Annotated in this window: 24 protein-coding genes; 12 read left to right on the forward strand and 12 right to left on the reverse strand. The window is 73.2% G+C overall.

The window, feature by feature from the left end; genetic code table 11:
• Positions 1-23 precede the first annotated feature (23 nt).
• On the reverse strand, positions 24-1,232 hold the full coding sequence (gene lhgO / locus AC4H2S_RS15195; RefSeq protein WP_491497810.1) for an L-2-hydroxyglutarate oxidase: 1,209 nt from the start codon (positions 1,230-1,232) through the stop codon (positions 24-26).
• A 67-nt stretch (positions 1,233-1,299) separates the two neighbouring features.
• Here lhgO and arfB point away from each other — a divergent pair, with 67 nt between their 5' ends.
• A complete protein-coding gene (gene arfB / locus AC4H2S_RS15200; RefSeq protein ID WP_491497811.1) occupies positions 1,300-1,740 on the forward strand; it encodes an alternative ribosome rescue aminoacyl-tRNA hydrolase ArfB in 441 nt (146 codons plus the stop codon).
• Here the strand turns inward: arfB and purE are convergent.
• Both purE and AC4H2S_RS15210 read right to left on the reverse strand, forming a co-directional pair.
• Entirely contained in the window at positions 1,737-2,273 is a 537-nt protein-coding gene (gene purE / locus AC4H2S_RS15205; protein WP_491497812.1) for a 5-(carboxyamino)imidazole ribonucleotide mutase, read from the reverse strand. The genes arfB and purE overlap by 4 nt on opposite strands.
• Before the next feature lie 25 nt (positions 2,274-2,298).
• The gene (locus AC4H2S_RS15210) at positions 2,299-3,468 is read right to left on the reverse strand and encodes a 5-(carboxyamino)imidazole ribonucleotide synthase (RefSeq protein ID WP_491497813.1); all 1,170 of its coding nucleotides are present in this window, start codon (positions 3,466-3,468) and stop codon (positions 2,299-2,301) included.
• 153 nt (positions 3,469-3,621) lie between these two features.
• Here AC4H2S_RS15210 and AC4H2S_RS15215 point away from each other — a divergent pair, with 153 nt between their 5' ends.
• A complete protein-coding gene (locus AC4H2S_RS15215) occupies positions 3,622-4,002 on the forward strand; it encodes a MarR family winged helix-turn-helix transcriptional regulator (RefSeq protein ID WP_491497814.1) in 381 nt (126 codons plus the stop codon).
• Positions 3,999-4,382: a hypothetical protein gene (locus AC4H2S_RS15220; protein ID WP_491497815.1), complete on the forward strand. Its 384-nt coding sequence runs from the start codon at positions 3,999-4,001 to the stop codon at positions 4,380-4,382. The genes AC4H2S_RS15215 and AC4H2S_RS15220 overlap by 4 nt, the downstream gene beginning before the upstream one ends.
• Positions 4,383-4,386: 4 nt before the next feature.
• Here AC4H2S_RS15220 and AC4H2S_RS15225 read toward each other — a convergent pair whose 3' ends face one another.
• The 4 genes from AC4H2S_RS15225 to AC4H2S_RS15240 all read right to left on the reverse strand — a co-directional run bounded on the left by AC4H2S_RS15225 (position 4,387) and on the right by AC4H2S_RS15240 (position 7,120).
• Positions 4,387-4,704, reverse strand: coding sequence for a winged helix-turn-helix domain-containing protein (locus AC4H2S_RS15225; protein WP_491497816.1), 318 nt, complete (start codon positions 4,702-4,704; stop codon positions 4,387-4,389).
• 81 nt (positions 4,705-4,785) lie between these two features.
• On the reverse strand, positions 4,786-5,832 hold the full coding sequence (locus AC4H2S_RS15230; protein ID WP_491497817.1) for an adenylate/guanylate cyclase domain-containing protein: 1,047 nt from the start codon (positions 5,830-5,832) through the stop codon (positions 4,786-4,788).
• A complete protein-coding gene (locus AC4H2S_RS15235) occupies positions 5,804-6,307 on the reverse strand; it encodes a PH domain-containing protein (RefSeq protein WP_491497818.1) in 504 nt (167 codons plus the stop codon). Before AC4H2S_RS15235 ends, AC4H2S_RS15230 begins: the two co-directional genes overlap by 29 nt.
• Before the next feature lie 15 nt (positions 6,308-6,322).
• Entirely contained in the window at positions 6,323-7,120 is a 798-nt protein-coding gene (locus AC4H2S_RS15240) for a biotin--[acetyl-CoA-carboxylase] ligase (protein ID WP_491497819.1), read from the reverse strand.
• Positions 7,121-7,219: 99 nt separating this feature from the next.
• Here AC4H2S_RS15240 and AC4H2S_RS15245 point away from each other — a divergent pair, with 99 nt between their 5' ends.
• From AC4H2S_RS15245 to AC4H2S_RS15270, 6 genes are read left to right on the forward strand one after another with little or no spacing between them, the layout of a single operon-like run.
• Positions 7,220-8,857, forward strand: a complete 1,638-nt coding sequence (locus AC4H2S_RS15245; protein WP_491497820.1) for an acyl-CoA carboxylase subunit beta — start codon at positions 7,220-7,222, stop codon at positions 8,855-8,857.
• Entirely contained in the window at positions 8,857-9,093 is a 237-nt protein-coding gene (locus tag AC4H2S_RS15250; protein ID WP_491497821.1) for an acyl-CoA carboxylase subunit epsilon, read from the forward strand. The genes AC4H2S_RS15245 and AC4H2S_RS15250 overlap by 1 nt, the downstream gene beginning before the upstream one ends.
• A 35-nt stretch (positions 9,094-9,128) precedes the next feature.
• The gene (locus AC4H2S_RS15255) at positions 9,129-10,817 is read left to right on the forward strand and encodes a DUF885 domain-containing protein (RefSeq protein WP_491497822.1); all 1,689 of its coding nucleotides are present in this window, start codon (positions 9,129-9,131) and stop codon (positions 10,815-10,817) included.
• On the forward strand, positions 10,814-11,443 hold the full coding sequence (locus AC4H2S_RS15260; protein ID WP_491497823.1) for a Maf family protein: 630 nt from the start codon (positions 10,814-10,816) through the stop codon (positions 11,441-11,443). The genes AC4H2S_RS15255 and AC4H2S_RS15260 overlap by 4 nt, the downstream gene beginning before the upstream one ends.
• A 17-nt stretch (positions 11,444-11,460) precedes the next feature.
• Positions 11,461-12,099 carry a CDP-alcohol phosphatidyltransferase family protein gene (locus tag AC4H2S_RS15265; RefSeq protein ID WP_491497824.1) on the forward strand — a complete coding sequence of 213 codons (639 nt, stop codon included), beginning with the start codon at positions 11,461-11,463 and terminating at the stop codon, positions 12,097-12,099.
• The gene (locus tag AC4H2S_RS15270) at positions 12,099-12,557 is read left to right on the forward strand and encodes a YqaA family protein (protein WP_491497825.1); all 459 of its coding nucleotides are present in this window, start codon (positions 12,099-12,101) and stop codon (positions 12,555-12,557) included. Before AC4H2S_RS15265 ends, AC4H2S_RS15270 begins: the two co-directional genes overlap by 1 nt.
• 31 nt (positions 12,558-12,588) lie before the next feature.
• Here AC4H2S_RS15270 and AC4H2S_RS15275 read toward each other — a convergent pair whose 3' ends face one another.
• The 4 genes from AC4H2S_RS15275 to AC4H2S_RS15290 form a co-directional block, all read right to left on the reverse strand.
• Positions 12,589-13,794: an ABC transporter permease gene (locus AC4H2S_RS15275; RefSeq protein ID WP_491497826.1), complete on the reverse strand. Its 1,206-nt coding sequence runs from the start codon at positions 13,792-13,794 to the stop codon at positions 12,589-12,591.
• Positions 13,791-14,672 carry an ABC transporter ATP-binding protein gene (locus AC4H2S_RS15280; RefSeq protein WP_491497827.1) on the reverse strand — a complete coding sequence of 294 codons (882 nt, stop codon included), beginning with the start codon at positions 14,670-14,672 and terminating at the stop codon, positions 13,791-13,793. The genes AC4H2S_RS15275 and AC4H2S_RS15280 overlap by 4 nt, the downstream gene beginning before the upstream one ends.
• Positions 14,673-14,753: 81 nt before the next feature.
• Positions 14,754-15,452: a response regulator gene (locus AC4H2S_RS15285; protein ID WP_491497828.1), complete on the reverse strand. Its 699-nt coding sequence runs from the start codon at positions 15,450-15,452 to the stop codon at positions 14,754-14,756.
• Positions 15,449-16,813, reverse strand: coding sequence for a sensor histidine kinase (locus AC4H2S_RS15290; protein ID WP_491497829.1), 1,365 nt, complete (start codon positions 16,811-16,813; stop codon positions 15,449-15,451). The genes AC4H2S_RS15285 and AC4H2S_RS15290 overlap by 4 nt, the downstream gene beginning before the upstream one ends.
• Before the next feature lie 154 nt (positions 16,814-16,967).
• Here AC4H2S_RS15290 and AC4H2S_RS15295 point away from each other — a divergent pair, with 154 nt between their 5' ends.
• Positions 16,968-18,308 (forward strand): HNH endonuclease, encoded by a 1,341-nt coding sequence (locus AC4H2S_RS15295; RefSeq protein ID WP_491497830.1) that lies wholly within the window; start codon positions 16,968-16,970, stop codon positions 18,306-18,308.
• A gap of 58 nt (positions 18,309-18,366) precedes the next feature.
• Positions 18,367-18,702, forward strand: a complete 336-nt coding sequence (locus AC4H2S_RS15300) for a YnfA family protein (protein ID WP_491497831.1) — start codon at positions 18,367-18,369, stop codon at positions 18,700-18,702.
• 24 nt (positions 18,703-18,726) lie between these two features.
• Here AC4H2S_RS15300 and AC4H2S_RS15305 read toward each other — a convergent pair whose 3' ends face one another.
• Positions 18,727-19,923, reverse strand: coding sequence for an acyl-CoA dehydrogenase family protein (locus AC4H2S_RS15305; RefSeq protein ID WP_491497832.1), 1,197 nt, complete (start codon positions 19,921-19,923; stop codon positions 18,727-18,729).
• Between the two features lie 346 nt (positions 19,924-20,269).
• On the opposite strand from AC4H2S_RS15305, the gene AC4H2S_RS15310 reads away from it, so the two are divergent.
• Positions 20,270-22,051: an acetyl/propionyl/methylcrotonyl-CoA carboxylase subunit alpha gene (locus tag AC4H2S_RS15310; RefSeq protein WP_491497833.1), complete on the forward strand. Its 1,782-nt coding sequence runs from the start codon at positions 20,270-20,272 to the stop codon at positions 22,049-22,051.
• The last annotated feature ends 11 nt before the right edge of the window (positions 22,052-22,062 follow it).

Here is a 22,062-nt window from a genome sequence, read left to right on the forward strand (position 1 = left end):
CGCCGCACCGGTGCGCGGCGACCTCACGCGCGGTGCTGCCACACCGCGTCCACCACGTGGGCCGCGATGGCCAGGCTGGAGGTCGCCCCGGGAGAGGGCGCGTTGCGCACGCAGGTGACGCCGTCGGCGCGGGTGATGCGGAAGTCGTCGACGAGGCTGCCGTCGCGGTCGACCGCCTGGGCACGGACGCCGCTGCCGGCGCGGGTCACGTCGGCGACCCCGATGCCGTCCACGTAGCGCGAGGCCGAGCGCATGAACGCCCGCCGGGACGCCGAGCCGACCACCTCGCCGACGCCCGTGCGCCAGTGGGTGCGCGCCATCCGCCAGAACCCCGGCCACGCGAGGGTGTCGCGCAGGTCGGCGGGCGAGACGTCGCGGCGGCGGTATCCCTCCCGCCGGGTCGCCAGCACGGCGTTGGGGCCCACCTCCAGCGACCCGTCGACCCGCCTGGTGAAGTGCACGCCGAGGAAGGGGTAGCGCGGGTCGGGCACCGGGTAGACCATGCCGCGCACCAGGTCCTGCTTGTCGGTGCTGACGGCGAGGTACTCCCCGCGGAACGGCAGGATCGCCGGGCCGCCCTCGCCGTCGACCAGCGCCGACACCCGGTCGGCCTGCAGGCCCGCGGCGACCACGACGTGGTCGAACCGCAGCGGCGTCGGGTCGCCGTCCACCTGCACGAGCACCGCGTCGCCGTCGCGCCGGATGCCGACCACGCGCGCACCGAGGCGGACGCCGCCGCCCGCCGCGAACACGTCGTCGGCGAGCGCCGCGGTGATCGCCGGGTAGTCGGTGATGGCGGTCTGCGGCGAGTGGAGCGCCGCCAGCCCGCGAGCGTGGGGCTCGACGTCGGCGATCTGCCCGGCGGTGAGCCGGCGCAGGCCGGGCACGCCGTTGGCGCGAGCGGTCTGCTCGAGGGCGTCGAAGCGGCCCATCTCGTCGGCGTCGACCGCCACGACGAGCTTGCCGCACTCGTCGTAGGCGATGTCGCGCTCGAGGCAGAAGTCACGGAGCAGGCCGCGCCCGCGCGCGCAGAGCTCGGCCTTGAGGCTGCCGGGGCGGTAGTAGATGCCGGCGTGGACGACCCCGGAGTTGTGCCCGGTCTGGTGGGCGGCCAGCCGCTCCTCCTTCTCCAGCACCACCACCTCGGCGCCGGGGCGGCGGCGCACCACCTCGCGCGCGATGGCGACGCCGAGGATGCCCCCGCCGACCACGCCGACCCGCTGCTCCCCCATGGACGAGACGCTCGCGGCTCACCCGGCCGCCGTCAAGCGAGAGGGGGTTTCATCCCACAATGGGGGGATGCGCGACCTCCACGTCCCGGCCGGACCCGGCCTGCCCGACGGGTTGGTCGTGCCCGCGGCCGAGCTGGTCGAGCGGTTCTCGCGCTCCCCCGGGCCGGGCGGCCAGTCGGTCAACACCAGCGACTCACGCGTCGAGCTCGACTTCGACGTCGCCACCTCGCAGGCCCTCACCGACGCGCAGCGGGCGCGGGCCCTGCGGCGCTGGCCCTCGGGGCGGGTCAGCATCGCGGCCTCCGAGCACCGCTCCCAGCACCGCAACCGGGTGGCGGCCCGCGAGCGCCTCGCCGACCTGCTGCGCGAGGCGCTCGCCCCGCCACCGCCGTCGCGTCGGCCCACGCGTCCCAGCCGCGGGGCGAAGGAGCGGCGCCTGAAGGCGAAGAAGCAGCGCGGTCAGACCAAGGCGCTGCGCGGCCGGGTCGACGACCAGAAGCCGGGCTAGAAGCCGACCCGCGGGGTGTCGCCGGCCGCGGCGCGGCGCACGACCTCGCCCTTGGCGTGCGCGGTCTCGGCGAGCCCGGCCTGGTAGTCGACGAGGCGCTGCTGGAGGTCGGGGTCGCCGGTGCCGAGGATGCGGGCGGCGAGGATGCCGGCGTTCTTGGCGTTGCCGATGGCGACGGTGGCGACGGGGATGCCGCCGGGCATCTGGACGATGGAGAGCAGGGAGTCCATCCCGTCGAGGTACTTCAGCGGCACCGGCACCCCGATGACCGGCAGCGGCGTGACCGAGGCCAGCATGCCGGGCAGGTGGGCGGCGCCACCGGCGCCGGCGATCACGACCGACAGCCCGCGGGTGTGCGCCTCGCGGCCCCACGCGATCATCTCGGTGGGCATCCGGTGCGCGGAGAGGACGTCGGCCTCCCAGGCCACCCCGAGCTCGGTGAGCACCTCGCCGGCGGCCTGCATGACCGGCCAGTCGGAGTCGGAGCCCATCACGATCCCGACGCGGGGGCCGGCCTGCTGCGTGTCGCTCATCTGCTCGCCATCCTGTCTCTCGCCCTCACTCGCTCTCGTTGCCCAGGTCGCCACGGAACCACGCAGCCGCGTGGCGGGCCCGCTCGAGGCAGTCCTCGAGGTCGTCGCCGTAGGCGTTGACGTGCCCGACCTTGCGCCCGGGGCGCAGGTCCTTGCCGTAGAAGTGAACCCGCAGTCGCGGGTCGCGCGCCATCGCGTGCGGGAGGCCGTCGTACAGCCGGCCGGAGTCGGTGGGGCCGCCGAGGATGTTGACCATCACTGTCCAGCGCTCGCGGGGTGCGGGCGAGCCGAGCGGGAGGTCCATGACGGCGCGCAGGTGGTTCTCGAACTGCGACGTCACGGCTCCGTCCTGGGTCCAGTGGCCGGTGTTGTGCGGACGCATGGCCAGCTCGTTGACCAGGATCCGGCCGTCGGTCGTCTCGAAGAGCTCCACGGCGAGGATGCCCGTGACGTCGAGGGCGCCGGCGACCCGCAGGGCGATCTCCTGCGCCTGGCCGGCGAGCGCGGGCGCGAGGTCCGGCGCGGGGGCGACGACCTCGTGGCAGATGCCGTCGAGCTGGGTGGAGGCGACGACGGGGTAGGCCGCGGCCTGGCCGCTGGGCGAGCGCGCCACCAGCGCCGAGAGCTCGCGCCGGAAGTCGACGAGCTCCTCGGCCAGCACCTCCACGCCGGCCGCGGCGGCGGCGTCGAAGGCGGCCTGCGCCTGGGCCAGGTCACGCACCACCCACACCCCCTTGCCGTCGTAGCCGCCCCGGGTGGTCTTGAGCACGCACGGCAGGCCGAAGGCGGCCACGTCGTCGGTGGAGGCGACCACGGCGTTGCGGGGGCAGGGCACGTCGAGCTCGGCGAGCCGGCGCCGCATCACCGCCTTGTCCTGGGCGTGCACGAGGGCGTCGGGGCCGGGGCGTACGGCGACCCCGTCCGCGGCGAGCGCGCGCAGGTGGGCCGTCGGGACGTGCTCGTGGTCGAAGGTGACCACCGCCGCCCCCTCGGTCACCCGGCGCAGCGTGGGCAGGTCGGTGTGGTCGCCGACGAGGTGGTCGGGGATCACCTGGGCGGCCGAGACCCCCTCGGCCTCCGCGAGCAGGCGCAGCGGGAGCCCGAGCGCGATCGCGGGCTGGGCCATCATCCGCGCCAGCTGGCCGCCCCCGACGACAGCGAGCGTGGGAGCGCGGTGCGAGCCGGTCGAGGACACGCCCGGAGCCTATAGAAGCCGCCCACGCGGCGGGGCCGGGGGCTTGACGTCGAGACACCGCAGGTTGTTAAGTGCTTCACAATTACCGATCCCGAGCCCGTCTCCCGCCGCTTCGCCCTCGCGCTCCACCGGGCGACGGCCCTCGTCGACCGGGTGGCCGACGCCCACCTCCGCCCCGCCCACGGCATCGGGGTGTCCGAGCTGGCCGCCCTGGCCACCATCGACGCGCTCGAGCCCGCGCGCCAGAGCACCGTCGCGGCGGCCCTCGACGTCTCGCGCTCCGCGGTGACGCAGCGCCTGGCGTCGCTGACCCGCGACGGCCTGGTCGCCGTCGTCGCCGATCCGGGCGACCGTCGGGCGAACGTCGTGGGGCTGACGCCCGAGGGTCGGGCGCTGCTCGCCGCCGCGTGGGAGTCGCTCGCCCGGCACGACGACGGGCTGGAGGAGGGCGTCGACGTCCCCGCCCTCGTCGCCGCGCTCGACCGCGTCGCCGCCAACGCCGAGCGGCACCTCGCCGCGGTGCGCCGGCCGTGAGCGCTCCCGACCTCGTCGCGGTCCTCGTCGCCGCCGTGGTGCTGGCCGCGATCGCCGGGGTCCAGGTGCTGGTGGCGGCCGGACGGCCCCACGGACGGCTCGTGTGGGGCGGCCGGCACGAGGTGCTGCCGAGGGGCCTGCGGATCGGCAGCGCGCTGTCGGTCCCGCTGTACGCCGCCGTGGTCGGCGCCCTGCTCGTGCGCGCGGGCGCGTGGGGCACCGCCGGCACCGCGGCCCACGTGGTCGCGTGGGTGCTGGTCGGCTACTTCGCCCTCGGCGTCGTGCTCAACGCCGTCTCGCGCAGCCGTCCCGAGCGGCTGGCGATGACGCCGGCCTGCGTCGTGCTCACGGCCTGCTGCCTGGTCGTGGCGAGCGGCTGACCGATCAGCCGGAGACCGTGCTGGCGACCGGCTCGAAGCGCAGGCCGCGGCCGCGGTGGGTCGTGATCAGCGTGGGGTTGCGCGGGTCGTCGCCGAGCTTGCGACGCAGCCAGCCCAGGTGCACGTCGATGGTCTTGGAGTTGGTGTAGAAGGTCGTCTGCCACACCTCGGCCATCAGCTCGCCGCGGGTGACGATGTCACCCGGTCGCGCCATCAGGGCGTGCAGGAGCTGGAACTCCTTGCGCGAGAGCCTGATCTCGCGCTCACCACGCCACACGCGTCGGGAGAGGGGGTCGAGTCGCACGTCCTGCACAGCCAACACGGCCTGAAACGTAGGGATGACCGGGCGCCCGTGTGACCCTTATGGGTGAGAAAGGGGCCAGTGGTCTGGTCCAGGGACCTGTCAGCGGCGGCGCACGGCGACGGGCTCGACGAGGCCGAAGCCGCGCACCGGACGGGCCGGCAGCCGCCGGTCCTCCCACTCCTCGTCGGGCAGCAGGTCGGCGGTCTTCTGGTCGACGATGAGCCGGTTGCGGCGCGCGACCTGGGTGAGCCGGGCGGCCATGTTGACCGGGGGTCCGAAGATGTCGCCCAGCCGCTGGACGACCGGGCCGCTGGCGAGGCCGAGGCGCACGTCGGGCATCTTCGGGTCGCGCCCGATCACGTTGATGATCCCCTCGGCCACCCCGACCCCCTCCTCGGCGGTGTTGGTGACGAAGAGGACCGAGTCGCCGAGGCTCTTGATGATCCGGCCGCCGATGCGGGCGACCACGTCCTGGCACCTGCTCTCGAAGACCTCGACGAGGTCGCCGATCTCGTCGCGGTCGAGGGTGTTGGACAGCGCGGTGAAGGAGACCAGGTCGGCGAACCCGACGGTCACCTCGATGGTGTGCAGGTCCTCGTCCTTGGCGCCCATCGCCTCGATCCGGCCGACCGCGGCGGCCAGGTGGCGGCGCCACGCGTAGACGAGGAGCCGCTCGAAGGGCGGGTTGACCTCGTCGATGAGCCGCATGGCCGAGCCGACGCGCGAGCCGGTGGCCTCCTCGCCGGCCTCCATCTCCTCCACCCGGCTGACGAGCGTGGAGACCTCCCAGTCGGCCAGGCGCGCCATCGTCTGGCCGACGCCGCGGGTGAGGTTGACGGCCACGTCGAAGTCGACGGCACCCGAGTCGACGAAGCCCATGAGGGTCGCGACGGCCTCGATGTCGGCGGCCGTGTAGGCCTTCTCCCCCGTGAACTCGGGGAAGCCGAGCGCGCGCCACAGCCGGCGCGCCTGCTCGACCGTCACGCCGGTCTGCTCGGCGACCTCGACGGCGTTGAACGCCGGGTCGCTGCGCAGGATCGCGTGGTCGAGCTGCTCCCCCGGCGGACCGGGGTCGGGGACCGGGTCGGGGTCGGGCTTGGCGCCTCGACGCCTGCGCTCAGGCGCCATCGTCGCGTCGGTCGCCACCCGAGAGGTGGTGCAGCTCGTCGGAGACCTGCAGCTGCACCTGCTCCACGTCGGGGATGTCGTGGAGCCGGACGCTGCCGTCGGTGCTGGCGTCGGTGACGACCAGCGTGCCGCAGCCGAAGACGCGGTCGATCACGTCGATTTCGAAGTCGACGCCGCTGATGCGGTTGAGCGGGATGGTGCGACCGGACTTCGCGATGAAGCCGGTGCGCTTGATGAAGCGACGGTTGGTGAAGGTGTAGGTCGTGGTGAGCCAGCGCAGCAGGGGGCCGACGACGAACCACACCGCCACCGCGGCGAACAGGGCCCAGACGACCAGGCTCGCGACCCGGGGCTCGATGAGCCGGTCGAGGAGGACGGCGGCCGCCAGCGCCACCAGCACGGCGAGACCGGGGAGGATCAGCGCCTTGACGTGGGTCCGGGTGGACACGACGACGCGCTCACCGGGGTTGAGGAGATTGCTCGGGAACGGCACGCGCCGATCATGTCACTAGGCGGGACGCACGTGCACCACGTCGCCCGCGGCCACGACGAACGTCCCGTCGTCGGTGCCGACCACGAGCGCGCCGCTCCCGTCGATGTCGAGGGCCTCGCCGCGGCGTACGTCGCCGCCGGGCAGGTGGACGTCGACGGTCCTGCCGAGCGTCACGCACACGTCGGCGTACGCCGCGCGCAGCGAGTCGACGTCGTCGAGCAGCCCCTGCAGGCCGTGCAGCGAGCCGAGCACCTGGCCGAGCAGGCCGGTGCGCTCGACCGGCTCGCCCGTCTCGAGGCTGATCGAGGTCGCCAGCGCGACCGGGAGCTCGTCGAGGGTCTGGTCGACGTTGATGCCGACCCCGACCACCGCCGTCGGGCCGGCGGGGGTCTCCACGCGCTCGACGAGGATGCCGCACACCTTGCGCCCGCTGCCCGAGCCGCCGTCGACGAGCACGTCGTTGGGCCACTTGAGGGCGATGTCGGGCAGCCGGTCGGCGAGCGCGGCCTGCACGGCGTACCCGGTGAGGAGCGGCAGCCACGACCACGAGGCCGGCGGGAGGTCGGGGCGCAGCAGCACCGAGAACGTCAGCGAGGAGCGCGCCGGCGTCTCCCACACCCGGTCGAGGCGACCGCGCCCGGCGGTCTGGTGCTCGGTGACCAGCACCAGGCCCGGCTCCTCGCCCGCACGGGCCCGCTCGGCGACGGCGGCGTTGGTCGACGAGACGGCCTCGACGACCTCGACGCGCCACCCGGCCGGGGCCACCAGCCGGTCGAGGTCGAGGGGTGGGCGCGGTGCGGGCTCGGGCGTCATGGGGTCTAGATTGCCCCACGGGCCGAGCACGCAGCACCGGTCCCCAGACCGTCTCGCACCGTCTCGAGCAGACACGACCCCAGCACAGGAGGCCACCGCGTGAGCGCACAGCCCGGTGAAGGCACCGACGTCCCCCCGCCGTCGGAGATCGACGTCCACACGACCGCGGGCAAGCTCGCCGACCTCGAGCGCCGACTCGACGAGGCGGTGCACGCCGGCTCGGCGCAGGCGATCGAGAAGCAGCACGCCAAGGGCCGCCGGACCGCCCGCGAGCGCATCGAGATGCTCTTCGACGAGGGCACCTTCGTCGAGCTCGACGAGCTCGCGCGGCACCGCTCGACCGCGTTCGGGCTGGAGAAGACCCGGCCCTACGGCGACGGCGTGGTGACCGGCTACGGCGAGGTCAACGGCCGGATGGTGTGCGTGTTCAGCCAGGACTTCACCGTCTTCGGTGGCTCGCTGGGCGAGGTCTACGGCGAGAAGATCACCAAGGTGATGGACCTCGCGATCAAGACCGGCTGCCCCATCATCGGCATCAACGAGGGTGCCGGCGCCCGGATCCAGGAGGGCGTGGTCTCCCTCGGCCTCTACGGCGAGATCTTCCGCCGCAACGTGCACGCCTCCGGCGTCATCCCCCAGATCAGCCTGATCATGGGCAACTGCGCGGGCGGGCACGTCTACTCCCCGGCGGTCACCGACTTCACCGTCATGGTCGACCAGACCTCGGCGATGTTCATCACCGGCCCCGACGTGATCAAGACCGTCACCGGCGAGGACGTCACGATGGAGGACCTCGGCGGCGCGCGCACCCACAACACGAAGTCGGGCAACGCCCACTACATGGCCTCCGACGAGGAGGACGCCATCGAGTACGTCAAGGCGATGCTGTCCTACCTCCCGCAGAACAATCTCGACCCCGCACCGGTGCACGACCCCGAGTCGGGCGAGGCGCCCGACATGGAGGTCACCGACCTCGACCGGGCCCTCGACACGATCATCCCCGACTCGCCCAACCAGCCCTACGACATGCACGACGTGATCACGGCGGTGCTCGACGACGAGGAGTTCCTCGAGGTCCAGGAGCTGTTCGCGCCCAACATCCTCGTCGGCTTCGGCCGCGTGGAGGGCCACACCGTGGGCATCGTGGCCAACCAGCCGATGCAGTTCGCCGGCACCCTCGACATCGACGCCTCCGAGAAGGCCGCCCGGTTCGTCCGCTTCTGCGACGCGTTCAACCTCCCGGTGCTCACCTTCGTCGACGTCCCCGGCTTCCTGCCCGGCACCGACCAGGAGTGGAACGGCATCATCCGCCGCGGCGCCAAGCTGATCTACGCCTACGCCGAGGCCACCGTCCCGCTGGTCACCGTCATCACCCGCAAGGCCTACGGCGGCGCCTACGACGTGATGGGCTCCAAGCACCTCGGCGCCGACATCAACGTCGCCTGGCCCACCGCCCAGATCGCCGTCATGGGCGCCCAGGGCGCGGCCAACATCCTGCACCGCAAGACCCTCCAGGCCGTCGCCGACGAGGGCGGCGACGTCGAGGCCCGCCGCGCGGAGCTGGTCGACGAGTACGAGACCACGCTCGCCAACCCCTACATCGCGGCCGAGCGGGGCTACATCGACGCCGTCATCGCGCCCCACGAGACCCGCGTGGAGATCGTCCGCTCGCTGCGGCTGCTCCGGTCCAAGCGGGAGTCCCTCCCGGCCAAGAAGCACGGGAACATCCCCCTCTGATGGCCGCCGCGAGCCAGCCCGACCCCGCCGCGCGCACGCCCCTGCTGCGGGTCGTCAACCCGGACGCGACACCCGAGGAGGTCGCCGCGCTGGTGGCCGTGCTGTCCGCGCTGGGCTCCGGCGCCGGCGCTGCCCCGGCGCGCCCGCGGCCGGCGTGGACCGACCCCGCCCGAGGCGTACGCGGCCCGCACCGCCACGGCCCCGGGTCGTGGCGCTCGAGCGGCCTGCCCGGCTGATCGCCGCGGGACCACGGCAGGGCTAGGGTCGCGCCGTGAGCCCACGCACCGTCGACACCCTCTGCAACGCCTACGTCGAGGACTACTGCGCCCTCGACCCGCTGACCGCCACCTCGATCGGGGTGGCCGGGCACGAGCACGAGCTGACCGACTACTCCCCCGCGGGCTTCGACGCCCGCCTCGAGCTGGCGCGCCGGGCCGTCGCCGCGGTCGAGGCGGCCACCCCGGCCGACGACCGCGAGACCGCGGCGCGCGACTCGTTCCTCGAGCGCACCCGGCTGGAGATCGAGCTGGAGGAGGCGGGCGTCAACCGCTCGCGCATGTCGGTGCTGTGGAGCCCACTGCACGAGATCCGCGGGGTCTTCGACCTGATGCCCACCGAGGGCGAGGCGGCCGTCGCCGCGATCGCCTCGCGCCTCGCCGGCGTGCCGGCCGCCCTCGAGGGCCTGCGGGTGACGCTCTCCGACGAGGCGCGCCGCGGCAACGTCGTCGCCGCCCGGCAGTACGCCGAGGTGGCCGAGCAGGTGCGCCGCTGGACCGGGCAGACGGGCGAGGCGGGCGACTTCTACCTCAACCTCGTCGAGCGCCTCGACGGCGGCGACGCGACCCACCTGCGTGCGCTCGCCGGAGCCGCGAGCGCCGCCACCGCGGCCTTCGGGCTGTTCCTGACCGACGAGCTCGAGCCGCAGGGCCGCGAACGGCAGGGCGTGGGCCGCGAGGTCTACGCGCTCGCCAGCCGCTACTTCCTCGGCGCCGAGGTCGACCTCGACGAGACCTACGCCTGGGGCTGGAGCGAGCTGCAGCGGCTCTCCGACCTGATGGACGCCACCGCCGGGCGGATCCTCCCCGGCGCCGACGTCGCCACCGCGGTGGCCCACCTCGACGGCGACCCGGACCGCGTCGTCCACGGCCGCGAGGCGTTCCGCGACTGGATGCAGGACCTCGCCGATCGCACCATCGCCGCGATGGCCGACGTGCACTTCGACATCCCGCCCCCGATCCGGCGCATCGAGTGCATGCTCGCCCCCACCAACGACGGCGGCATCTACTACACCGGCCCGTCGGAGGACTTCCAGCGTCCGGGCCGCATGTGGTGGTCGGTGCCGGACGGCATCGAGGACTTCCACCCCTGGCGCGAGGTCACCACCGTCTTCCACGAGGGCGTCCCGGGCCACCACCTCCAGGTCGCCCAGACGGCCTACCGCAGCGACACCCTCAACCGCTGGCAGCGCCTCATGTGCTGGTGCAGCGGGCACGGCGAGGGCTGGGCGCTCTACGCCGAGCGGCTGATGGAGGAGCTCGGCTTCCTCGACGACCCGGCCGACCTGCTCGGGATGCTCGACGGGCAGTCGCTGCGCGCGGCGCGCGTCATCGTCGACATCGGGATGCACCTCGAGCTGAGGATCCCCGAGGACAACCGGCTCGGGCCCGGCGGCGCGCCCTTCCACCCGGGCGAGACCTGGACGCCCGAGCTGGGCCTGGAGTTCATGCGGCTGCACTGCCGGATGGACGACGAGGTCATCCAGTTCGAGGTCAAGCGCTACCTCGGCCTGCCCGGCCAGGCGCCGTCCTACAAGGTCGGCGAGCGGATCTGGCTCGACGCGCGCGCCGAGGTGCGCCGGCGCCAGGGCGACGCGTTCGACCTCCGGGCCTTCCACCGGGCGGCCCTCGACCTGGGCTCGCTCGGCCTCGACCCGCTCCGCGCGGCGCTGGGGCGGCTGTGACCGCCCGGGTCCCCCTCGTCCTCGCCTCCGCCTCCCCCGCCCGCCTGGCGACGCTCCGCGCCGCCGGGATCGAGCCGACGGTCGTGGTGAGCGGGGTCGACGAGACGCAGCTGACCGGGCTGGCCCCCGCCGAGCTCGCGCTCCGGCTCGCCGAGCTCAAGTGCGCCGCCGTGGCCGCGCGCGACGACCTACCTCCCGGCGCACTCGTCCTCGGCTGCGACTCGGTGCTCGAGCTGCAGGTGCCGCCGGGCACTCCCGGGCACGGCGAGGCGCTCGGCAAGCCCCGAGACGCCGAGGAGGCACGCGAGCGCTGGCGCGCGATGCGCGGGCGCACCGCGGTGCTGCACAGCGGCCACGGCCTGCGCGAGCCGGCGACCGGGCGGGCGGTCGCGGCCACCGGTTCGACCCTCGTGCACTTCGCGGACGTCAGCGACGCGGAGGTCGACGCCTACGTCGCGACCGGCGAGCCGCTGCACGTGGCGGGCGCGTTCACCATCGACGGGCTCGGCGGCGCGTTCGTCCGTGGGATCGAGGGCGACCACCACAACGTGGTGGGCGTCAGCCTGCCCCTCCTGCGCGACCTCGTGCTCGAGCTGGGGCATGCGTGGACGGACCTGTGGACCTGACCCGATAGCATCCACACGTGGGAAGTGGGGTGGAGCCAGACGCAGCGGCGTCGCAGGCGGCCCCCGGCGACCGGTACGGCGTACGGGAGGAGCGGCTGCTCACCGGCGCGACGGTCATCACCGGCGTGCGCACCGTGGCCTCCGTCGTCCTCGCGGCCATGGCCGCCTACCAGGAGAGCCTGACCCTGCTGGTCGTCGCCCTGGTCGTCTACTGGGTCGGCGACATGCTCGACGGCTTCTACGCCCGGGTGCGCGACTGCGAGACCCGCATCGGCGCGGTCCTCGACATCATGTGCGACCGCTTCAACGCTGCGGCGTTCTACATCGGGCTCGCGTGGCTGCAGCCCGACCTGTCACCGGCGATCTTCGTCTACCTGGCCGAGTTCATGGTGATCGACTGCTTCCTGTCGATCGCGTTCCTGGCCTGGCCGATCCGCAGCCCCAACTACTTCTTCGTCGTCGACCGGACGATCTGGCTGTGGAACTGGTCCAAGCCCGCCAAGGCCGTCAACAGCGCGCTGTTCGCCGTGCTGCTGCTCGTGACCGGTTGGATGTGGGTCGGCCTGGCGATCGCCACGGCGCTGCTGGTGCTCAAGTGCGTGTCCCTGCACCGCCTGGCCAGGATCGGCCTTCCCGTCCCCGGGGCCATCCGCTGATGCTGTTCTGGAGCATCCTGGGCGCCTCGATGGCGTCCGCCCTGCTTCCCCTGATCAACATCGAGGCGATCCTCGTGGTCGCGGTGAGCCAGTCGCCCGGCAGCGCCTGGGGGCTGCTCGTGGCCGCCACGATCGGCCAGATGCTCGGCAAGATCATCTGGTACTGGGGCGGCATGCACCTCGACCGCGCTCCGTGGATCCGCAAGCACCTGGAGAAGCCTAAGGTCCGGGCCTCGCTCGACAAGTGGCACGAACGCGCGGAGGGTCGCCCGTGGTTCACGGCCGGGCTGCTCTTCGTGTCCGCGAGCACCGGCATCCCGCCGTACGCCGTCACCGGCGTGCTCGCCGGCACCCTGCGCGTGCCGTTCTGGATCTTCATGGTGACCGGCCTGCTGGGGCGCGGCCTGCGCTTCTGGGCCGTGGTCGCGGGGACCTCGTCGGTGGTGGACCTCTTCTAGGTGCCCGCCTGCCGAGGTCCCCGCGCCCGGCTCACTCGGCGGCGGCCCAGGCCTGGCGGAGGCTGACGCGTCCACCGGTCTGGAGCAGGGCCCGCCGGTAGAGGCGCTCGCCCACCCAGACGGTGATCGCGGCGAACACGGCCAGCAGGCCCAGCGCCAGCAGTGGCTCCCACCACTCGACCCCGCCGGCCAGGATCCGCTTCGGCATCACGACCGCCGACACGGGCGGCACGAACGACGCGATCACCTGACCGCGGCCGTCGAGCGAGAGGCCGCCGAAGAACATCACGAGCATCAGCATGGTCAGGGGCGTCGACGTCGCCTGCAGGTCCTCGGTGCGCGAGGCGAGGGAGCCGGCGACCGCCCAGAGGCAGGCGAGCGCCACGAAGCCGGCGAAGAAGAACGCGATGAACCAGGCGGTGGGCCCCGACAGCGCTGGGACGTAGGACTTGAACGGCGTGAACGACATCCCCACCAGCCCGACCACGAGGTAGACCAGCAGCTGGATCAGCGCCAGCGCCGTGTTGCCGAGCACCTTGCCGGCCAGCAGGTGCCGCAGCGGGATCGCGGCGGCGATGATCTCCACGATGCGGCTCTGCTTCTCCTCGATCACCGACGACGCGAGCTGCATGCCGAAGGTGAGGGCGGCGAAGTAGAAGAGGAAGACGAACACGAAGCCGACCGCCTCGGCGACCCCGGCCCGCTCGGCGTCACCGCGCAGGAAGTCGGTCGACACGGTGCTGCCCGCCTGGAGCGCCTCGACGGTGGTGCCGGCGTCGGCAGCGTTGTCGGCGAGGACCTGCTGCTGCACGATGGCGCGCGCCACGTCGGTGAGCCCGTCCTGCTCGCTCGACTCCGACGTCAGCTGCCAGCCGTCGTCCGCCGGGTGCAGCCAGGCGTCGGCCTCGTCGTCGAGGAGCGCCGTCTCCGCCGCGTCGGCGTCGTCGACCTCGAGCAGGGTGACCACCACCCGGTCGTCGACCTGCGGCGCGCCGTCGGCGATCGCGGTCGCCATCGCGACGGCGTCCGGGGTCGCGGCGAGGGTGACCTCGTCGGTGCGCTCCTCCTGCCAGGCGGTGAAGCCGATGAAGCCGGCGATCAGCAGCACCATGAAGGCGGTGCCGAGGAGGAACGACTTGTCGGTGATCCGCGAGACGACCTCGCGGCGGGTCACCAGCAGCCAGGGCGGCTCGCCGGTCGACCCACGTGCGTCTCGGGTGTCGTCGTGGGTGCTCATGCGGTGGCCTCCCGGTAGATCTCGCTCAGGGCCGGGCGGACCCGGACGAATTCGTGGACGTGGCCGCGGCTGGTCGCCTCGGCGACGAGGTGCTGCTCGGCACCGTCCTGGTGGACCTCGACCAGCGCGGTCGCGCCGTCGAGGTCGAGCACCTCGAGCCCGCTCAGGCCGCGGACCCAACCGGCGTCGCCGCCGAGGACGAGGCGGAAGCGCGGCACCCCCGCGTCGCGCAGCTCCGCGACCGTCCCGGCGGCGACCCGGCGTCCGTGGGACAGCACGACCAGGCGGTCGCACAGTCGCTCGACGAGGTCGAGCTGGTGGCTGGAGAACAGGACCGGCACCCCGTCGCGGGTGTAGTCGCGCAGCAGGTCCACCATCGAGTCGACCGCCAGCGGGTCCAGGCCCGAGAACGGCTCGTCGAGCACGAGCGCGGCCGGCCTGGGCAGCACCGAGGCGATGATCTGCACCCGCTGCTGGTTGCCCAGCGACAGCTTCTCCAGGTGGTCCTTGGTCCGCTCGCCCAGGCCGAACCGCTCCAGCAGCTCGGCCACCTCGGTGCGGGCCGCGGAGCGGTCCATGCCCTTGAGCTGGGCGATGTAGACGAGCTGGTCGAGGATCGGCTGCTTGGGATAGAGGCCGCGCTCCTCGGGCATGTAGCCGATGCGGCGGCGGTCCAGCCGGGTGATCGGCCGGCCGTGCCACAGCACCTCGCCCTCGTCGATGCCGAGCACCCCCATGATCATCCGCATGGTCGTGGTCTTGCCCGCGCCGTTGCCGCCGACGAAGCCGGTCATCTGCCCGGCCGGCACCTCGAACGACACGTGGTTGACGGCGGTGTTGGCACCGAACCGTCTGGTCAGCTCCCTGATCTCCAGCATGGCGACGACGCTAGTGGCGCGCGACCCGCCTGTGATCCGCCGCCGGAGGGAGCTCTGAGGTGGAGGTGCGACCGTCCTGGCTCAGTCCTCCGCCGGGAGGATGAGGCCGGCCTCGTAGGCGTAGATGACCGCCTGCACGCGGTCGCGCAGGTGCAGCTTGGCGAGCAGGTTGGACACGTGCGTCTTGACCGTCGCCTCCCCGAGCACCAGCGTCGCGGCGATCTCGCCGTTCGACAGTCCCCGGCCCAGCAGCACCAGCACCTCCCGCTCGCGGGCCGTGAGCAGCGCGAGCTCCTTGGGCTCGGCCCGGACCGGGGCGTTCGACCCGCCTGCCGACGCCGCGTCGCCGACGCCCCCGGCCATCTCGGCGATCACCCGGCGCGTCACCTCCGGTGCGAGCAGCGCGTGCCCGCGGCCGGCCGCGCGTACGGCGTCGAGCAGCTGCTCCGGGCCGGCGTTCTTCAGCAGGAAGCCGCTCGCCCCCGCCCGGAGGGCGTCGAAGAGGTAGTCGTCGCGGTCGAAGGTCGTGACGATCACGACGTGGCCGAGGTCGTCGGCGACGAGGTGGCGGGTCGCCTCGATGCCGTCCATCCGCGGCATCTGGACGTCCATCAGCACCACGTCGGGACGGGTGGCGCGCGCCCGCTCGATCGCCTCGATGCCGTCGGACGCCTCGCCCACGACCTCGATGTCGTCCTCGACCGACAGCACCATGGCGAAGCCGGAGCGCACCATCGCGTGGTCGTCGACGAGGAGCACGGTGAGCGGTCGGTCGGTCACGACGCCGCCAGGGGGTAGCGCACGCGCACGCGGTAGCCGCCGGTCACGCGAGGGCCGATGTCGACCTGCCCGTCGTGCGTGGCCGCCCGCTCCCGGATGCCGAGCTGGCCCAGTCCGCTGCCGGAGGTACCGTGCCGCGGCCGCCCGTTGTCGACGACCTCGACCTCGGCGTACGCCGCCGCCTCGTCGACGCGGACCACCACCGAGACGGCGTCGGCGGTGCTGTGCCGACGCACGTTGGTCAGCGCCTCCTGGACGGTGCGGTAGATGGCCAGCCCGATCCCGCGCGGCAGCCTGCTGGCGGCGCACGACTGCTCCTCCACGACGTCGAGGCGCACGGCGAGGCCCTGTCGGGAGGTCTGCGCGACCAGGTCGGGGAGGTCGTCCACGCCCGCCTCCGACGTACGCGCCGCGGTGCCGGCGTGCGCGCCGTCGGGCCCACCCCCGGGTCGGCCCCCGGCCCCGCCATCGGGCGAGCCCGCGCGCAGCGTGCCGAGCAGGCGCCTCATCTGGGTGAGCGCGTCGCGGGAGGCGTCCTCCACGTGCGAGAGGGCCGTACGCGCGGCGTCGGGGTCGCGGTCGAGGACCCGCCGCGCGGCGCCGGCCTGGATACCCATCGCGGACACCCCGTGGGCGACCACGTCGTGCAGCTCGCGGGCGATCCGCAGGCGCTCGTCGACGACGGCTTGCTCGCGCAGCCGACCCGCCTGGGCAGAGATCGTGGCGGCCTGCTCCTGCAGGCGCATCCGCAGTCGCGCGGCCCGCCACGACACCCCGCCGCCGACGATGGCGCCGCCGAAGTAGATGACGTTGACCAGGAGGGTCATGGCGACCGCAGCGGGGATCGGCGCGAACACCCCCACGCGCTCGGTGTCCTCGAACTCGTCGATCATCTCCTGCGCCGCCGATCCCACGGCGAACTGCCAGGTGATCCAGGCGAACATGAACAGCAGGATCGTGCCGATGACGATCACCATGGCCCGCCTGTCGCGGGCGTAGGCGACGCCGGACAGCAGCGCGACGAAGTAGACGATCTGCAGCGAGAGCTGCCCCATCACCAGGGGCATCGTCACCCCGGCGACGAACATGTGCAGCGCCGCGAGGCTGGCCACGACGAGCGGCCACCTCCGGCGACCGAGCAGCAGCGCGGCCCCCGTGGACACGGCGAGCCACTGCGCCCACACCGGTCCGTCGGCGTGCTCGAAGCCGCCGGCGCTGCGCACCAGCTCGAGCGCCAGCACGCTGACTGCCTCGACGCTCGCGGCGAGCACGACGTCCTGGCGACCGATCGGCGGCCTCGGCCGCTCCCACTCGTCGTCGACGCCCAACCACGTGAGGACGCGCTGGCTCGTGCTCGGCATGGAGCGAGGGTAGATCGGTCGACGGTCAGCCGGATCCGCCGGGAGGAGGAGAAGTACGCCGGCAACCGTCCACAGGCGGTCGGGAGGGGCGGCTCTCCACAGCCGGCCGCCACGAGCGGGTCGGCCTGTCCGGAGCGGATGCTTCGGTGGTGCCATGACCACCGGCCCGCTGCAGAACGCCACCCCCGACGTCGGCGTCGACGTCGCGGCGATGCGAGGGCAGCTGCGGGCCGCGGTGGCGACCGCGCCGCAGCTCGGCACGGCGGCCTTGGTCGACCTGCTCGGCGAGCTCGAGACGCTCGGGCGGATGGTGAGTGCCGTCCAGGCCGAGCTCACCGGTCGGCTCGACGAACTGCTCACGCAGGAGCAGGCCGATGCCGGCGCGCGGCCCGAAGAGCTCGGCGCCGGCGTGGGCAACGTCGTCGCGGCCGCGCGGCGCGAGTCGCCCCACCGCGGCCGTCGGCACGTCAGCCTCGCCCGGGTCGTCCCGGCCGAGCTGCCGCACACGTGGGCGGCGTGGCGCGACGGCCGCATCGACGAGTGGACCACCACCGTCATCGCCCGCGAGACCGCCTGCCTGCCGCTCGAGCACCGGCTCGCCGTGGACGAGATCATCGCGAGCGACCCTGACGTGCTCGAGCAGCTCAGCCCGCGCCGGCTGCTCGCGCGGCTGCGCACGGAGTCCGAGCGGCTCGACCCGGCGGCGTGCGTGGCGCGGCGCCGACACGCTGAGTCCGAGCGTCGCGTGACGCTGCGTCCCGCGCCCGACGCGATGACCTGGCTCACCGCCCTGCTCCCGGTCAAGGACGGCGTGGCCGTCTACACCGCGCTCACCGGCGAGGCCGACCGAGCCCGAGCGCGGGGCGAGGAGCGCGGGCGGGGCCAGGTCATGGCCGACCTGCTGGTCGCCACCGTGCTCGGCGACGCCACGGCCGGCCCGGCGTGCGTCCCGGTCACCCCGGTCGCCTTGGGCGTCGTGATGAGCGACCACGCGCTCTTCGGCGGTGCCGACGACGAGGCGCACCTCGAGGGCTTCGGCCCGATCCCCGCCGAGCTGGCGCGCGAGATCGTGTGCGGCGCCCTCACCGCCGAGGAGGAGGTGAGCATCCGCCGCCTCTACGCCTCGCCGACGACCGGCGAGCTCGTCACGATGGACGCCCGCACGCGCACGTTCCGCGGCAGCCTCGCCCGCTTCGTCCGCCTGCGCGACCGCACCTGCCGCAGCCCGTGGTGCGACGCGCCGGTGCGCCACGTCGACCACGTCGAGCCGCACGCCGCCGGCGGTCCGACGTCCGCACTCAACGCCCAGGGACTGTGCGAGGCCTGCAACTACGCGAAGAAGGCCCACCGCTGGCGGGCCAGGCCCGGGCCGGACGGGAGCGTGACCACGACCCTCCCCACCGGCCGCACGTTCACCACGAGGCCGCCACCGATCGCCACGATCCGGCGCCGGTCGGTGCCACCGATTCACATCGACTACGTCCTCACCGGCTGAGCCGCGGGTGGGGCGCTGGGGCCGGGGCGCAGCAGCTCGGCCTGCCAGACTCCCGGGCATGTCCGTCGTGATGTCGCTCGTCCTCTTCGCCCTCGCCGCCCTGGCCGAGATCGGCGGCGCCTGGCTGGTCTGGCAGGGCATCCGTGAGGACCGCGGATGGCTCTGGGTCGGCGCAGGCTTCATCGCCCTTGGCCTCTACGGCCTCGTCGCGACGCTGCAGCCCGACGCCAACTTCGGGCGAATCCTCGCGGCCTACGGCGGCGTGTTCGTGGCCGGCTCGCTCGCGTGGGGCATGGCGGTGGACGGGTTCCGACCCGACCGCTACGACCTCGCGGGCGCCGTGGTCTGCCTGGTCGGTGTCGCGGTGATCATGTACGCCCCACGCTCCACCTGACCGACACGCAACGCCCGCTGGCGCTCACTCGACCGGCAGGCCGAGGCCTCGCGCGATCAGCATCCGCTGGACCTCCGAGGTCCCCTCGCCGATCTCGAGGACCTTCGCGTCGCGGTAGAACCGCGCGACCGGGTACTCCTCCATGAACCCGTAGCCGCCGAAGACCTGCGTCGCGATGCGCGTCGCAGTCACGGCCGACTCGGTGGCGTAGAGCTTGGCGACCGCGGCGGCCTGCTTGAAGGCACCCATCGAGACCACCCCACCTGCGTCCATCGCGTCCTTCATCGCCGCCGCCTTGTAGGTCAGGAGGCGCGAGGCGTCGAGCATCACCTGGAGGTCGGAGACCTGGAAGGCCAGGCCCTGCTTGCGACCGATCGGGCCGCCGAAGGTCTGCCGCTCGCCGGCGTACTCCAGCGACATGTCGAGGCACGCCTGGATGCAGCCGACGGCCAGGGCCGCGATGGCGACGCGGCCGTCGTCGAGCGTGGCGAGGAACTGGGCGTAGCCGCGGCCTCGCTCGCCCAGCAGGTGCGACTCGGGCACCCGCGCGTCGGCGAACGAGAGCGGATGCGTGTCGGAGGCGTGCCAGCCGAGCTTGTCGTAGGCCTTCTCGGCGGTGAAGCCGGGCGTGCCGGAGGGGACCATGATGGTCGAGAGCTCGGGACGACCGTCGGCCCGCGCGCCGGTGCGGGCGGTAATCGTCACCAGCGAAGTGATGGCCGAGCCGGAGTTGGTGATGAACTGCTTCGAGCCGTTGACGACCCACTCGCCGTCCTTGAGGACGGCCCTGGTCCGCGTCGCGCCCGCGTCGGAGCCGGCGCCGGGCTCGGTGAGCCCGAATCCGGCGACCTTCTCGCCGGCGACGAGCTCGGGCAGCCACGTCTTCTTCTGCTCGTCGGTGCCGAACGTGAGGATCGGGTTGATCCCGAGTCCCACAGCAGCCTCGAGCGTGATGCCCATCGACTGGTCGACGCGGCCGATCTCCTCGATCGCCAGGCACAACGACGTGAACCCGCCGTCCTCCCCCGCCATCCCGGCGCCCCCGAACTCCTCGGGAGCGGTCAGGCCCATCAGGCCCAGCGCGCCCATCTTCTGCACCACGTCGGTCGGGAAGTGGTGCTCGCGGTCCCACTGCGCAGCATGCGGTGCGATCTCGGCCTCGGCGAAGTCGCGGACGCTGCGGCGGAACTGCTCGTGCTCGGGGGACAGCTCGAAGGTCATGACTCGCACCCTATCGCCAGAGGTTAGCGATCGCTAACCCCGCGAGTGACGCAGACAACAGTCACGGTCGCCTCGACGGCGTGGAGCGATGCGTCGTCGGCCTCTCCGGGGTGGCCGCGAAGCGTTCCGCGACCACCGGCGGCACCTCCACGTCCCGGCGCCCCGGCCCGGGCGTCGCGATGGACCACTCGTGGCTCTCCTTGTGTCGTCGCTCACAGCCGGCATCGCCTCCGCGCGGGGCGTGGGGCCCGCGCAACGGGCAGCCGGTCGCACCGCCCTCGGAGCGCGATAGCCTCCGAGCGAACCACCCCACGGACATTGCGCCGCCCTACCCAGGAGTCCTCGCGTGAGCTTGAAGAAGGTCCTCATCGCCAACCGTGGCGAGATCGCCGTCCGCGTCATCCGCGCCTGCAAGGACGCCGGCATCGGCTCGGTGGCGGTCTACGCCGACCCGGACCGCGACGCCCTCTTCGTCCGCCTCGCCGACGAGGCCCACTCCCTCGGCGGCGCGACCCCGGCCGAGTCCTACCTCGACATCGCCAAGATCATCGCGATCGCCGAGCGCTCGGGCGCTGACAGCATCCACCCGGGCTACGGGTTCCTCGCCGAGAACGCCGAGTTCGCCCAGGCCGTCATCGACGCCGGGCTCATCTGGATCGGCCCCCCGCCGGCCGCGATCGAGGCGCTGGGCGACAAGGCGAAGGCCAAGCACATCGCCGACAGGGCGAAGGCGCCGCTCGCGCCCGGCACCAAGGACCCGGTCAAGGACGCCGACGAGGTCGTCGAGTTCGCCAAGGCCAACGGTCTCCCGGTCGCGATCAAGGCCGTCTTCGGCGGCGGCGGCCGCGGCCTCAAGGTCGCCCGCACCCTCGAGGAGATCCCCGACGCCTACGAGTCCGCGGTCCGCGAGGCGGTCACCGCCTTCGGTCGCGGCGAGTGCCTGGTCGAGAAGTTCCTCGACAAGCCCCGCCACGTCGAGACCCAGTGCCTGGCCGACCAGCACGGCAACGTGGTCGTCGTGTCGACCCGCGACTGCTCGCTGCAGCGCCGCAACCAGAAGCTCGTCGAGGAGGCCCCCGCGCCGTTCCTCACCGACGAGCAGGTCGCCGAGCTCTACGAGTCCTCCAAGCGCATCCTCACCGAGGCCGGCTACCACGGTGCCGGCACGTGCGAGTTCCTCGTCGCCCAGGACGGCACCATCTCCTTCCTCGAGGTCAACACGCGCCTGCAGGTCGAGCACTGCGTCTCCGAGGAGGTCACCGGCATCGACCTCGTGCGCGAGATGTTCCGCATCGCCGCGGGCGAGGAGCTCGGCTACGGCGACCCCGAGGTCCGCGGCCACTCCATCGAGTACCGCATCAACGCCGAGGACGGCGGCCGCAACTTCATGCCCGCCCCCGGCACCCTCACCCGGTGGCACCCGCCCGCCGGTCCCGGCGTACGCCTCGACGGCGGCTACGACCAGGGCGAGACGATCCCCGGCTCGTTCGACTCCCTCATCGCCAAGCTCATCGTCACCGGCAAGGACCGCACCCAGGCGCTCGAGCGCTCTCGGCGCGCGCTCGACGAGTTCGTCGTCGACGGCATGCCCACCGTCATCCCGTTCCACCGCGCGGTCGTGCGCGACGCGGCCTACGTCGGCGCCTCCACGCCCACCGGGGAGGGCGAGTTCAGCGTCTACACCCAGTGGATCGAGACCGAGTTCGACAACCAGATCGAGCCCTACGCCGGCGACAGCGCCGAGGCCGACGGCCCCGGCGAGCGGCAGACGGTCACCGTCGAGGTCGGCGGCCGGCGCCTCGAGGTCGTCCTCCCCGCCGGGCTCGGCGGCCTCTCCGGCGGTGGCAACGGCGGCGCAGGCGGGTCGAAGAAGCCGAAGCGCTCAGCCAAGAAGGCCGGCGCCGCGGCCTCGGGCGACGCCGTCACCTCTCCCATGCAGGGCACCATCGTCAAGGTCGTCGTCGCCGAGGGCGACGAGGTCGCCGAGGGCGACACCATCGTCGTCATGGAGGCGATGAAGATGGAGCAGCCGCTCAAGGCGCACAAGGCCGGCACCGTCACCGGGCTCCAGGCCGAGGTCGGCGCCACCGTCACCAACGGCGCCGTCATCTGCGAGATCAAGGACTGAGCCACCCCGGC

Source organism: Nocardioides sp. Z13_37 (assembly GCF_058355585.1).

Excerpts from the sequence above, each read along its gene's own strand:
- lhgO (WP_491497810.1), bottom strand. The coding sequence starts at position 1,232 with ATGGGGGAGCAGCGGGTCGGCGTGGTCGGCGGGGGCATCCTCGGCGTC.
- arfB (WP_491497811.1), top strand. The coding sequence starts at position 1,300 with ATGCGCGACCTCCACGTCCCGGCCGGACCCGGCCTGCCCGACGGGTTG.
- purE (WP_491497812.1), bottom strand. The coding sequence starts at position 2,273 with ATGAGCGACACGCAGCAGGCCGGCCCCCGCGTCGGGATCGTGATGGGC.
- AC4H2S_RS15240 (WP_491497819.1), bottom strand. The coding sequence starts at position 7,120 with ATGACGCCCGAGCCCGCACCGCGCCCACCCCTCGACCTCGACCGGCTG.
- AC4H2S_RS15250 (WP_491497821.1), top strand. The coding sequence starts at position 8,857 with ATGGCCGCCGCGAGCCAGCCCGACCCCGCCGCGCGCACGCCCCTGCTG.
- AC4H2S_RS15270 (WP_491497825.1), top strand. The coding sequence starts at position 12,099 with ATGCTGTTCTGGAGCATCCTGGGCGCCTCGATGGCGTCCGCCCTGCTT.
- AC4H2S_RS15275 (WP_491497826.1), bottom strand. The coding sequence starts at position 13,794 with ATGAGCACCCACGACGACACCCGAGACGCACGTGGGTCGACCGGCGAG.
- AC4H2S_RS15280 (WP_491497827.1), bottom strand. The coding sequence starts at position 14,672 with ATGCTGGAGATCAGGGAGCTGACCAGACGGTTCGGTGCCAACACCGCC.
- AC4H2S_RS15290 (WP_491497829.1), bottom strand. The coding sequence starts at position 16,813 with ATGCCGAGCACGAGCCAGCGCGTCCTCACGTGGTTGGGCGTCGACGAC.
- AC4H2S_RS15295 (WP_491497830.1), top strand. The coding sequence starts at position 16,968 with ATGACCACCGGCCCGCTGCAGAACGCCACCCCCGACGTCGGCGTCGAC.
- AC4H2S_RS15300 (WP_491497831.1), top strand. The coding sequence starts at position 18,367 with ATGTCCGTCGTGATGTCGCTCGTCCTCTTCGCCCTCGCCGCCCTGGCC.
- AC4H2S_RS15305 (WP_491497832.1), bottom strand. The coding sequence starts at position 19,923 with ATGACCTTCGAGCTGTCCCCCGAGCACGAGCAGTTCCGCCGCAGCGTC.